The following is a 13,025-nucleotide window of genomic DNA, read 5'->3' on the forward strand; positions in this document are numbered from 1 at the left end:
CGTCGTTCTGGGGCGCCCCTAACGCCAGCAATCCCAACAGTTCCCCAACCAACTCAATCGCATACTTCCATTCTTCAGTGTGCCGTAATCAGCAGCGAGTATAATAGAAGTGCTCGATCACTCCTTGGCCACGTTTAATAAACGCTGCCTCCATCCAGCTTTCGACTACACTTGAGTAGCGCGTAAATGTCCGTATCCAGACACGGCTCAGAGTTTCTTCAATCACAGGTGCAGATAGGTCATCAGTTCGCTCAATTTCGTCAAGGGCAGCGATGTCAGTGAAGCGCAGATAGCGACCGTTGCAAACCAGGTTGCCTTCTGAGAAGCGGGCACTCTTTCTGAAACAACGAACTTCTGCCGTAATCCCGAAACGTTCGGAGGCAACGCCGGTAAAACCTTCGGCAATTTGTATTTGTGCGGTGTTCCCAGAAAGGTGTTGTGATGATCTTTCCCAAAGTTGAATATGACCTCCTAATCAGAGGTGTCATTTTTGGAACGCAAACTCGCCGCCATACTCGCCGCTGACGTTGTTGCATACTCTTCGATGATGATCGAAGACGAAGATGCCACTTTGATGCACCTCAAGACTCATCGCGAATGTGTTTTTGATCCCAAAGTCAGCCAATACAAAGGCCGGGTGATCAAGTTGATTGGGGATGGCACATTGGTTGAGTTTCCCTCTGTCGTGGATGCTGTTCGGTGTGCCATCGAGATCCAGAATGAACTGGCGGTTCAAAACTCAGCTATAAAACTGCGCATCGGAGTGCATCTGGGCGACGTGATTGTTGATGAGGGCGATGTCTACGGGCACGGTGTCAATCTGGCGTCGCGCCTGGAAGCCGCAGCAAAAGTGGGCGGGGTTTGCATCTCTTCCATAGTTTATGAAAGTCTGGGAAACCTGATTGAAGAAACCTTTGAAGATGGCGGTGCCCAGCACCTCAAAAACATAACAAAGCCCGTCAAAATATACCATTTGTCACATGAACGTTCTGAAAAATACGAGCCCAACCTAACCGGACGGGATAAGCCCTCAGTCGCGGTTTTGCCGTTTTCAAACGTAAGCGGCAATGCTGAGCAGCAGTTTTTCAGTGACGGTATTTCCGAAGACATCATTACCGGACTGTCCCGCTTTCGGACCTTGTTTGTGGTCGCGCGCAATTCGTCGTTTCGGTTCCGGGACTCAGATCTGGAGATTGGTGAAATCGCGGCAAAGTTGGGGGTACAATACCTTGTCGAAGGCAGTGTTCGAAAAGTCGGAAACAGAGTGCGCATTTCGGCTCAGCTGGTCGCGGCTGACTCTGGAAAACATATCTGGGCTGAGCGTTATGACCGCGAACTGGAAGACATCTTTGCGGTTCAGGATGAGGTGACCCAAAGCGTCGTCGCGGTTCTTCCAGGTCGGGTTCAAAGCGACGTGGCCAACAATGTCTTGAACAAGCCCACAGACAAGATGAAGGCATATGAACTCTTGCTGCGAGGGAAAGCACTCCGAGACGGGTTGAACGCCGCCGACAACGCCACAGCCAAGGGATATTTCGAAAAAGCGCTGGCCATCGATCCCAATTACGCGCGGATCTATATGTATCTGGCCGATACCTATGTCGTCGACCTTTGGCTCGGTCTTGCCGATGCCGATGCCGCCTCCCAGGCATTGGAAATCGCGCGTCAGGGCGCGGCTTTGGACAACAAGGACGTCTATATTCAGGACCAACTTGGATATGCGTACCTATGCGCGGGCCTCTGGGATCAGGCCGATACGCAGTTTCAAAAAACACTGTCATTGATTGAAAATGAAGCGGAATCCATGGCCTGGTGCGGATATGGGTTTCTGTTGTTGGGGCAGCATGAAAAGGCCCATGAAATAGTTGTCGAGGCCATGCGACTTGACCCCCTGCATCCGCCTTCTCTCGATTGGATTATCGGACAGGTATATTTCTTTTTGGGTCGATATGATGACGCTGTCAGCAAGCTGATTGGCGAAGCACGGCTGAACTCATTGGCCGCTGCGTTTCTAGTGGCAGCATATGCGCACTCGGGCCGACAAAAAGAGGCGGAGTCCTCGTTGCAAGCCTTTGTCCGCCACCGCCGTCAGGAGTTTTCAAGCCGCGGGATGGCAGTTCCGGAAAACACGTTGATTGCTCTGGCCGGTGGCTTTCAACCAATGTGGCGCAATTTGTCAGATTGGGAACACATTGCCTCTGGTCTGCGCCAAGCTGGATTGGCAGAGTAGGCGACGCCCATTTTCTATGTCTTCGGTGATTGGTCGTTGCCAACTTCCGCTCCGGGCTGCGAGCTGCCGTTGAATGTACGAATTGTCGAGGGTAGCGTCGGTTTTTTAAAGTGAACAAGTCTCTGACAAATGTAGTCACTCAACAAAACAGAACCCGATTGGTGTCCGTGAACCAGCACTTTTGATTTCGCGGCTCCCTTCCAATTGAGAGCCTCTCAAGATTTGGTCCCTTTTTCAGGGGATACCTCGGCCTCATCCAGATCCAACACCGCGGGGTCGATCATGCGCTTGTCAGCGCTCATCTTGACGGAGTTTTGCATGGCCTTGCTTCGCCGCAGCAAGCGCCGGAAACTTGCCTCGTCGAGCATAAGCAGCGTCGACGGTGCCAATGCCCGTACGTTTACGCGACGGGGCCGTTTCAATAACATGGCCAATTGCCCGAACATTTCACCACGACCGAGCCGCGAGGTGTGCCGGCCGAGTTCCACTTCAACAGCTCCGGAAGCAATGAAGAATACACTCTGGGCGAATTCGTCTTTGGAAATGATGGTATCACCCGCGTTGGCATATCGGGTACGCAGCGCCCGGCTGAGTTTCCTAAGCGAAGACTTGTCGAGATCGGAAAACAGTGGGAACTGCCGGACCAGATCCCGTCCTTTAAGAGTGATGTCCAACTTCGGACGTCCTTCAGATAACGTACGTCGCGTCGCCACTTCCTGCATCAACACAGAATAAAGCTCTTCGCCCACAAGGCCGTCTTCGCGCATGACCGCATATTCACGTTCTTCAAGGCGCAGCGCGGTTCGCTGGATGAATCGTCGCTCTAACTTTTCGGCGTAACCGGGAAATTGCAGCCGCAGACCGTCCAGCGCCGTCTCAACCGCCTCGGATCGACGCGCCAACACTTCATCCAGCAATTCGGCAACCCGGCGGCCATGGATCCGGCGGATGCGGCCGCGGACGAATCCATCGAGGTCCTGTAGGATCAGACGTTGCATGAGCAATCTTTCGAACCTATCCGTTGTGATACGCGTGAGCGGGAACGAAATTCGAAGCCGGTTGTGCAGAAACACGGCGATCCGAAAAGATCTGCCGTAAACGACCGACCGATTTGATGCGCGCTGATAGCCGATCCGCCCGCCAGTCCGTGCGCCTTCAATGAGCCGATCCGCATCGGACAAAATCTTCTCACTCAGAACCGATGACATGGTGCGTTCCCGCATCCTGGCCAATACAGAGTCCCGCTCTGCACCGGCCAGCGCAATAAGACCAAGTGTGACCCGGTCACGATCCAGGATCTGCGCACTGTCTTCGGCGGCCTTTACGGCCTCGTCCAGGCGTTCACTAAACTGTTTGGCTTCGTTCCTGACGATATCGTGCGTCAGGTTATAGTTTTCTGCTGTGCGGGACACGTCCTCGCGAACGGATTGCAAAGCAACCGCGACCACCTGACGCGACAGGGCGGTATCAAGCGGAGAAAGCCTGTCGAGCCCCAGTTTTGTGATCACCATGCGCAAGGTTGTACCCTGAACAATCAGTGTAAACAGCGTAAAGCCAGTGGCCAGAATGCCGACCAGGCGCTTCGTCTCAAGCGGGATGTGCGTGCTTTCGGTGACTGCCAGAGCCAGAGCCAGCGTCACGGCACCACGCAGCCCACCCCACAATATTGCAGTGCGATAGGGGCGTTCGACAGCAGGTGACAAACCGATTGCCGTAAGCAATGGCAGCAACCCGAACAGAATTGCCGCCCGTGCGAACATGGCGGCCAGAACCACCACAACCAGCAGGCCAAAGTCGGACGGCCGCACCTCTTCCAGCAATCGTGGTATCAGCAAGGCTGCAAGAATAAAGATCAGCGCGCCTGCCCAATGTGCCAGTAGGTCCCAAACTTCTTGCAGATTTGTCCAGGTGGCCGGTGACAGACGACCGGGGCCTGTGAGGTTGAGCGTAAGACCTGCAGCCACCACTGCGATGACACCCGAAGCTCCGACGCTTTGTTCTGCAACGATATAGGCGAGATACGGCAAAGACACGGATATTGAAATCTGCGCCATTTCCCAGCGGCCTACGAAAGCCATCAGCCAAACCGCCATGCGCGCCATGAGCCAACCGGTGAGAACTCCACCTGCGATCAACAGCGGAAATTGCCCCACGGCTTCACTTAGCAGTGGATTGGGTCTCCCGAGCATAACAAAGCTCATGAATAGCCCGAAAAGAGCAATCGCAGCAGCATCGTTAAGCAGGCTTTCGCCCTCGATTATTCGCGACAGCCTGCGCGGTGCCGAAATCGACCGGAAAATGCTGACAACCGCTGAGGGATCCGTTGTCGATACAATAGCACCGATCAACAGACAGGCGGCCAGCGGCAGCGTACTTGCCCAACTGAGCGCATAGCCAATGGAAAGTGTCGCAACAATTACTGCCACAACGGCCATCATCAGGATGGGCATCCAGTCATCCAGCATCCTGCGCAGGTTCATGCCGAGTGTCGCCTGAAAGAGCAGCGTGGGCAGGAAAACATAGAGGAAGACGTCTGACCGGATCGGTAGATCAATAATTGCCTGTGCCCCCGGATTCAATGCATCCGTCAGGTCTGTGTCGAGAAAGAACGTCGCGCCAAGCCCGATCACTATCCCTAGGACGGCGAGGATAACGCTGTAAGGCAGGCGCATTCGTGCGGCCAGCGGTTCCGCCACGCCGATTACAACAAAAAGAGAAGTGATGATGGTCGTAATGACGACGATATCCATAGTTACGTATTACCTGAGAACTCGAGTAAGTGGAATCCACTCTTAAAGCCGGATCGACCACGTGGAATCAATGTGTGAGCTTTCAAATGCCCGGTTAGAGCCCTATCCGGCCGTTTACCACCATTTAGGACGATTAAAACTAGGTGGTAATTGGCAGTTGAGCGGGACATTACAGTCAATCCGACAACTAAGGGCTGACAGTGTTTTGCCGTTCTTCTACTTCTGGGGCGTTTTCAAGCTGGAGGATGCGATGATTAGTCTAAAGACATTTTCAAAATCTGAACTCGCCCGTCGTGTGGCCGACGTTGCTACGCTTGAGGGCGAATTTTTGCTGCGCTCTGGGAAGATCTCGCACCGCTATTTCGATAAGTATCGGTTTGAAGGTGATCCGCTTTTGCTGAAGCCACTGGCGCAGGCGATGAGCTCCCTTTTGCCCTCGGATACGGAAATTATTGCGGGGCTTGAGCTGGGAGGTATCCCCTTGGTCACGGCGATTTCCCTTGAAACCGGGTTGCCAGCAGCATTCGTTCGAAAGGCGGTAAAGACCTACGGAACGTGTCGCGCAATAGAGGGCCAGGACATCGCCGGGAAAAAGGTAACGTTCATCGAGGATGTCATTTCCACGGGTGGTGCAGTTACTGAAGCTTATCAGCTTGCGGTGCAGGAAGGCGCTGACGTTCTCGCGGTCGTCTGCGCTATCTGGCGCGGAGAAAGGGAACCGACAATTCAAGGCGTTCCTACTCTTCCTGTTCATCCAGTATTTTTGCGTGCTGAATTGGAGCGCTGAAGAACTGCTGGACCCAAAGATCTACTGGAACAAGGGGCTAGATGCGGCCATTCTCTGCGCAGGCATAGACGGGCAGGATGAGCCCTTAGTGGTCATTGCTCAGTGGCTGGCCTGACGCGTTCGCTTTGGTCCGCTTCCGGCCCATACCGGACATTGGAAATACCTATGACTTAAGGCAGCTGAGCGGGACAAAGTTGCCTTTCGCGGCAGCGCAGCAAATGCACGCTAAGGGAGATCTACCTGCAATAAACCACTGCATTCTGAAAAGAGTTGGATCAGCAGGTGTCATTTCTGTCAAAGGCAATACAGACGTTTGGCCGCCAAAAAACAGCCCGTGTTTACAGCGTTTTCTTGATTAGCGCCTCGTATCTCAGCATGATCCCGTTATGGCGATTGAAATCGACAAATGGCTGGACGATCTCGAACTGGGACAATACTCAGACGCTTTTGCACGGCATGATATCGACGCGCGTGTACTACCACTGCTGTCAAACGACGACCTTAAAGAGCTTGGGGTTAGTCTGGGCCACCGAAAAATCATCCTGGCAGCGGTTCAGGAATTGACTGGCCAAAAGCACTGGTCTCAACCGCCACAAGCCGTAGACGCGGATGCAGGTGAAGTCGGCCGGGCCCCCATTTCGGATGAATCGCAAGGCGTGACCTTATCCGCAAGGAAGCCTGCTTCATTAGCGCTTGCAGAGAGGCGTCACTTAACAGTTTTGTTTGCTGATCTCGTCGCCTCGACTGAGTTGACTAACCGGTTTGATCCCGAAGACATGCGCGAACTGCTGCAGAGCTACCAGGATGCGGTTGCAGGTGCAGTTAGCAGGTATGGCGGCTACGTCTCGAAGTATTTGGGCGACGGTCTCCTGGTGTTTTTTGGCTGGCCGACGGCATATGAAGATCATGCAGTTCGGGCTGTAAAGGCTGGTCTTGAGGCCGTTCGGCGGGTCAGAGAGCTTAAAACACCTGACGGTGAGCGTTTGTCAGCCAGGTTAGGTATCGCGAGTGGCGACGTGGTAGTTGGCGATACGATCGGTGAAAACACCTACGAAGAAGGGGCCATGACGGGGCCAATTGTCAATCTGGCAGCGCGGCTTCAGGAACACGCAGAACCGAACTCAGTTGTTTTATCTGCTGAGGAGACCGAAGAAACTTTGCATCGGCTATTTGAGTTTACGTCTCTTGGACAAACCGAGCTGAAAGGTTTCAAAGAACCACGGACCCTTTTGACTGTCGTATCAGAACACAGCGCGGAAAGCCGGTTTCGAGCGTCTTATAGGGACGAAAGTGGCAGCGTCATGATTGGTCGCGACTACGAAAAAGGTATCCTTTTACAATCATGGCTGCGTGCGCAGAACAGTCAGGGAGAGGTTGTTCTGCTTGCCGGTGAAGCTGGAATCGGTAAATCGCGATTGGCGGAAGAGTTTCTCGCTAATGCCGTAGCGGCTAGCGAAGCTGATATTATCAGGCTGAACTGCTCTCCTTACCTTTCCAGTAGCCCGTTCCACCCCGTCGCCCAGAGGATTTCTCAGGATGCTGGTGTGGGGACAGATTTTGATGACGATCAAATTCTCGATCTTGTCAAAAAAATGTTGGAAAGCCGGGAGGGCTTGGAATGGGAAAAGGTTCTGCCCGTCTTTGCCGCGCTGGTTGCGCCTCACAGTGCTCTTGCCCGAAGCGTTCTCGATATGTCACCGCAGGAGCAACGTGACCTCACGATTCAGACGTTAATCCACACGGTTCAGGTACGCGCAAGCACGCGTCCTGTTATTCTTTGTGTTGAGGACGCGCATTGGATTGATCCTTCCACCCAAGCTCTTTTGGATCGCTTCAAAGCAATTTGCGCAGATCTGCCTTTGATGATTTTGATCACCCACAGGCCCGGCTGGGAACTTGCCCATGATGACGGCGAAGCGCACGTACATACGCTCCAGCTGCGTCGGTTTGATACGACCCATGTCTCGAACCTAGTTCTCAATGTTACCGGAAAAGCACCGGACGATGCGCTAATCGCCACAATCATTGAAAAGACGGACGGCGTGCCATTGTTCGTCGAGGAGTTGGCCCGGGCGATTGTTGAGGCGGGTGAGCACGGGCAGGTCCACATACCTTCGTCTTTGAAAGGCACGCTGATGGCACGTCTTGACGCAGTCTCACCAGAGGCCAAACAAGTAGCGTTAACAGGAGCCGTCATTGGACGGGAGTTCGAGCCTAGCTTGCTGGCTTCCGCAATAGGTCTTGCCAGTGCGGAAATTCAATCTCGTATAGAAGAGCTGTCTCGAACGGGTTTGATCTTTGAAAGCGGGTACAATCGAGGGTATTTCGTTTTCCGTCATGCCCTTATTCGGGATACCGCCTATCAATCCATGTTGGGCTCAACCCGCAGGCAACAACACGCAAACGTGGCCCGTGCTTTGATGCAGTTGCGGTCAGCAGAGATTGAACGCCGGCCCGAGTTGGTTGCCCGCCATCTTTCAGAGGCCGAAGAATGGCGTGCTGCGTTCGACAAATGGCAGACGGCAACCGAAATGGCATTGGCGCGATCCGCCAGCCAAGAGGCGATGGTCAACGCTAGGGAAACACTCAAAGCGGCTGAAAATCTTGGATCTGACAACGGCGTCGAAACGATCAAAGCCAAAATCCTGATTGGTCGCAGCCATGACAGCCTGGGTCAGTTGCCAGAGGGGATAGCGGCTTTGAAAGAGGCCTCGGACGCCGCCCGTGGAATAAACGATGTGGCGCTCGCCGCTGATGCTGCGAACCATTTTGCGGACTCGTGTATGATGTCGAGTAAGAGACACGGCGAGGCCATTGAGCTTTGTGTTAGAGCTCTGAACGACCTTCCCGACGATGACGAAGTTCGGCAGTGCAGATTGATGAGCCAACTTGCACGGGCACATATGTTTGTCGGCCAGTTTTCTGAAGGCGCACGCTTTGGTCAGCAATCAATGGAACTGGCCGCGAAACTGGGGGACTATAAATCCCAATTCTCAGTGATGATGATGCATTTTGGGGCACCATTCGTCGCACGCAAAGGAAGAGAGGTACGTCATTGGCGTGAAAATCTTGATGCGATGCATCGAGCGGCCGAAAACCTGGGGAGTATTGATCAGGGCCGGGACCGAACACTTAGTCTTTTTGTCGGGGCCGAAATGGCCGACCGCGACTTGATGGATCATTCACTCGAATTGCTGACGGAGATTTCGGAAAAGGACAACCATCTGCAACTCTACTGGGTACAGAAACACGCACGCGCCATGGTTGCAATTATGGATGGCAATTTTGAGCAGGCGGAGATGCATGCCAACGAAGCGGTGAAAATCGGTCGACAGACACATGGAGAACATGTTGAGGGCGTCTTCGGTGTTCAGATGTTTACCATCCGCCGCGAACAAAACCGGTTGCACGAAGTTGCACCGGTGATCAAGAAGCTGATGACGGATAGCCCGGAAGACATTTCCTGGAAACCAGGATTTGGCCTTATTGCCGCCGAGTTGGGATACAAGGAACCAGCTGAACGCATACTGAATGAAATGTCAGAGAATGGCTTCGATCTTCCCCTTGATGCTATGTTTTCAACTACTTTGTCTTATCTCGCTGACATTTGTGTCGCAGTCGAGCATCTGGGACATGCTGAGACCCTCTATGAAATGCTGACCCCATACGAAGAGCTAACGATCACCGCTGGGGCCACAACAGTTTGCGCCGGGGCGGCTGCAAGACGTCTGGGCAATCTGGCAGCGGTGCTGAAAAACTGGGACGCCGCTGAGAGGATGTTCCATAAGGCCATCGAAATAGACACGCGCATGAAGTGCCCACCGTGGATTGCGCACAGCAAGGCCGCGTATGCATCCGCGCTAAGGCAACGGGGTCGCACGAATGATTTGGAACTAGCGTTTCAACTAGAAGGGGAAGCGTTGGCAATTTCACAGCAATTGAGTATGGTTTTCCTTAGGTCAAAGCTCGAGGGAGTAGCTGTTTAAAGTCATTTAGATGCTTGGGGGAGCATTATGCCAAGGTACATAATTGAGAGAAATTTTGCCGAGCAGCTGAACGTCAGCGACGACGACAAAATTCACATCAAAGAGATCAATGACGAAGTCGGGGTCGAGTGGATTTTCTCGTTCCTCAGCGCAGACAAGCGCAAAACATACTGCCTGTATGAGGCCCCCGACGAGGAAAGTCTTAGAAAGGCGGCCGAGCGCCTTAACATCCCAGCCGATGTCATTACACCCGTGGATCAGATAGATCCCGGAATTTTCGCCTGAATATTCGCAGTTCAAAAACCTAATCCGAGGCGATTTATCTGCGGGACAACGCATCGGAAGTCACAACTACATGAGGCAGCCGCGCAAGAAGCCTGACCTGAAAACAGGGAGGCCTATGCATGTACGACATAAAAACACTCGACGGAATCACGGCAACTGTGAGTCAAGACGCTTTGGATGCGCTTAATTCCTCGCTTCGCGGCGGCGTCTACTTACAGGGCACTCCGGAATATGAAGGCGCAAGAACAACATGGAACAGCATGTTCGAACGTCACCCTGGGTTCGTGATCCGCGCGATGGGGGCGAGCGACGTACAGAAAGCTGTAAACTTTGTTAGAGACGCCAGCCTCATAATGTCAATCCGATCAGGTGGGCATCAAATTGCAGGTCACGCTGTTGCAGACGAGACGGTATTACTCGATCTGTCCCAGATGCAATCGGTACACGTAGACCCTGTCAACAAGACTGCTAGGGTTGCACCGGGTGCATTGCTTGGCGATGTAGATCGCGAAACTCAGGCTCATGGGCTTGCTGTCCCTGTCGGCATCAATTCGACAACTGGAATCGCTGGCCTGACTCTTGGTGGCGGCTTTGGGTGGACGACGCGGAAATTCGGAATGACGATCGACAATCTTCTGTCGGCAGAAGTTGTGACGGCAGATGGGACGATTGTCACCGCCTCGCCCACAAGCCATCCGGAGCTTTTCTGGGCCATCCGCGGTGGAGGCGGCAATTTCGGCGTCGTGACCTCATTCGAGTTCCAGTTGCATGATCTTGGGCCCGATGTTCTGTCCGGCCTGATCGTTCACCCGATCGAAAAGGCGCCAGAGCTGCTTGCAGAATTCGCAGCCATTGCAGATGATTCACCCGATGAGCTGACCGTCTGGAGCGTGATGCGAAAAGCTCCTCCTCTCCCGTTCCTACCAGAAGAGTGGCATGGTAGAGAGGTGCTAATCTTCGCGGCTTGCTACAGCGGCCCTATGAACGAGGGTGAAATAGCAATGTCGGCTTTGCGCGCGCTTGGAGAACCTATAGCCGACGTTATCTCACCTCACAAGTTTGTAGACTGGCAAGCAGCATTCGACCCTTTGCTTACACCGGGCGCTCGGAACTATTGGAAAAGCCATGATTTCGACGCGCTTTCCTCGGAAGCAATCACAGGACTTCTCGAGGCGGTTTCCAGCCTTCCCGACCCTGCTTGCGAAGTATTTATAGCGCATGTAGGTGGCGCAATGGCACGCATTGAACCAGACTCAACAGCTTATCCGCAACGATCAGCACACTTCATAATGAATGTTCACACACGATGGGAAGACCCAAACAAGGATGGTGAGTGTATTGCGTGGGCGCAAGGACTTTATGATCAGATGCGGCCTCATGCGACCGGTAGCGCGTATGTAAACTTTATGCCCGAAGACGAAGCGGAACATATGGCTGGTGCATACGGCCTAAACAGCGGGAAGCTTTCGAAAATAAAGGGCAACTATGATCCAAAAAATCTGTTCAGGATCAATCACAACATAGTGCCTGAGTAGGGCCATCCGATTTAGAAAGACTGATCTGTATGGACGCATAGAGTTTATGCTTGAAATTTGACAACAAATATTTGGTTGTGCATTCAGACCACCCGATATTTTTCATGTCAAAAATGCCGATACTGTCATTGCTACTGTCAGGCGAATGCCGTGTTCCGCTGCGGCGGCAAGGGCTTTGCTGAACATTTGACCGCTTTGGGCTCAATGCGGTCGTTTGCTAAATTTTCCCGAGAGACCGCATTGCGGACATAGCTGCCATTCGCCCTTTCCCAAAATCCTCTTTGTGTCGCAGTCTTGCGCGTGACGTCCGCTTGACGACACGACCCCTATCAAACGATCATCTCCGAACTGTCATGTGGTACTTCGAGGAAAATCTCATGGAAGTATTCGGAAGTGAAGCACAACGACGCATGTCAACCATGGGCGAGCATCTTATGCAGCTGTTGGGTGATGACCCTCGGTTTTGTAGCCATGGGCGTGGTATACAGATTGCCAACGAATATAGCGGGGCGTTGGATGATGCCGTCGCAATGGCCCGAATTCTTGGCATCACGGCGATAGAAAGCATACCGCGTGAGGAGGTTGCGTTGGCGCGCGAACGAATTGAAAGCGAGGGTTTAAAGACCGACACGATTGCTTGCTATCTTGGCGGTCTGAACTGTGTCGAAGCCGCTCGGCAAGTGGTCGCAACTCAGGCGTTGCCCGAAGATTTATCCATACGAGTGATTGATCGTAGCTCTCCGCCAGAATGGCTTGAAGCTTTCGCAGAAGTCGCGTTGAGCCACGGTGTTTTACCGCCAATAGGTCCGGTGATGCGCGGATTGTCTCGGCCCGGATTTGCTATGGTCGTCGTTGATAAATCAGGTGCCCCAGTCGCAACTGCGGGTTCAGTTCTGTGTCATCCCTCCAGCAGTCGGCTGCGTAGTCGCGCACAATGGGGGCAACTCTCGACCAAACCTGAACGCATGGGCGAGGGCATTGCAAAAGTCTTGGGGGCGATAGCTCTAATTCACTCGCATGAAAAGCTTGGGGCCACAGGGTTCAAGACAGGCATCGCTCCGGGCAACATTCCTTCTGCACGGCTTTGCGAAAGACTTGGCTTGGAGGACAGTGGAAGCGACATAGTCGCGATCATAGACCCTCTCGTATACTCAGAAGATCGGTTAACCAAGTGACCCATCCGGCTGTCTATGGTCGCATTGTGTAATCAGTGCTGCCAAGAGCCTGAGTTAGTTCCTTAAAATAGGTAAAACGGGGTAAACTCTAGTCTCATTTGGGCTCAAAGCGGTCGTCGGCGGCGGCGTGTAAGAATGGCGGTCTGGACAGTCTTACAAGGGAGCGTGGTGTGGGGAATGGACTTCTACCGCGGATCTGGACGTACTAGGCAACGCAAGGAGCGTGCCAACGGATCGAAGGCAAATGTTGTGATAGCACGACATGCTTCACGCCTGT

At 53.2% G+C, this 13,025-nt stretch carries 8 protein-coding genes; 7 read left to right on the forward strand and 1 reads right to left on the reverse strand.

Translation table 11 applies throughout. From position 1 onward, the window contains the following. Positions 1-481: 481 nt before the first annotated feature. A complete protein-coding gene (locus AC2FIO_RS22260) occupies positions 482-2,230 on the forward strand; it encodes an adenylate/guanylate cyclase domain-containing protein (protein ID WP_496700042.1) in 1,749 nt (582 codons plus the stop codon). Positions 2,231-2,445: 215 nt separating this feature from the next. On the opposite strand, the gene AC2FIO_RS22265 is transcribed toward AC2FIO_RS22260, so the two are convergent. Continuing rightward, entirely contained in the window at positions 2,446-4,980 is a 2,535-nt protein-coding gene (locus AC2FIO_RS22265) for a cation:proton antiporter (RefSeq protein ID WP_496700044.1), read from the reverse strand. 70 nt (positions 4,981-5,050) lie between these two features. Between AC2FIO_RS22265 and pyrE the strand changes: the two genes are divergently transcribed. From pyrE to AC2FIO_RS22295, 6 genes are all read left to right on the forward strand, one after another. Further along, on the forward strand, positions 5,051-5,767 hold the full coding sequence (pyrE, locus tag AC2FIO_RS22270) for an orotate phosphoribosyltransferase (protein WP_496700046.1): 717 nt from the start codon (positions 5,051-5,053) through the stop codon (positions 5,765-5,767). Continuing rightward, positions 5,748-5,882, forward strand: coding sequence for a hypothetical protein (locus tag AC2FIO_RS22275; protein WP_496700048.1), 135 nt, complete (start codon positions 5,748-5,750; stop codon positions 5,880-5,882). The genes pyrE and AC2FIO_RS22275 overlap by 20 nt, the downstream gene beginning before the upstream one ends. Before the next feature lie 271 nt (positions 5,883-6,153). Further along, the gene (locus AC2FIO_RS22280) at positions 6,154-9,753 is read left to right on the forward strand and encodes an adenylate/guanylate cyclase domain-containing protein (RefSeq protein ID WP_496700050.1); all 3,600 of its coding nucleotides are present in this window, start codon (positions 6,154-6,156) and stop codon (positions 9,751-9,753) included. A 27-nt stretch (positions 9,754-9,780) separates the two neighbouring features. Next, on the forward strand, positions 9,781-10,038 hold the full coding sequence (locus AC2FIO_RS22285) for a DUF4242 domain-containing protein (protein WP_058274660.1): 258 nt from the start codon (positions 9,781-9,783) through the stop codon (positions 10,036-10,038). Between the two features lie 119 nt (positions 10,039-10,157). After that, positions 10,158-11,573, forward strand: coding sequence for an FAD-binding oxidoreductase (locus AC2FIO_RS22290; RefSeq protein WP_496700052.1), 1,416 nt, complete (start codon positions 10,158-10,160; stop codon positions 11,571-11,573). A gap of 377 nt (positions 11,574-11,950) precedes the next feature. Further along, positions 11,951-12,748 carry a GNAT family N-acetyltransferase gene (locus AC2FIO_RS22295; RefSeq protein WP_496700054.1) on the forward strand — a complete coding sequence of 266 codons (798 nt, stop codon included), beginning with the start codon at positions 11,951-11,953 and terminating at the stop codon, positions 12,746-12,748. Positions 12,749-13,025 lie beyond the last annotated feature (277 nt).

The sequence above is a fragment of the Ruegeria sp. CDSB086 genome (genome assembly GCF_059611065.1).

Coding starts and splice junctions, on each gene's coding strand:
- AC2FIO_RS22265 (WP_496700044.1), bottom strand. CDS start 4,980: ATGGATATCGTCGTCATTACGACCATCATCACTTCTCTTTTTGTTGTA.
- pyrE (WP_496700046.1), top strand. CDS start 5,051: ATGTGTGAGCTTTCAAATGCCCGGTTAGAGCCCTATCCGGCCGTTTAC.
- AC2FIO_RS22280 (WP_496700050.1), top strand. CDS start 6,154: ATGGCGATTGAAATCGACAAATGGCTGGACGATCTCGAACTGGGACAA.
- AC2FIO_RS22295 (WP_496700054.1), top strand. CDS start 11,951: ATGGAAGTATTCGGAAGTGAAGCACAACGACGCATGTCAACCATGGGC.
- AC2FIO_RS22290 (WP_496700052.1), top strand. CDS start 10,158: ATGTACGACATAAAAACACTCGACGGAATCACGGCAACTGTGAGTCAA.
- AC2FIO_RS22285 (WP_058274660.1), top strand. CDS start 9,781: ATGCCAAGGTACATAATTGAGAGAAATTTTGCCGAGCAGCTGAACGTC.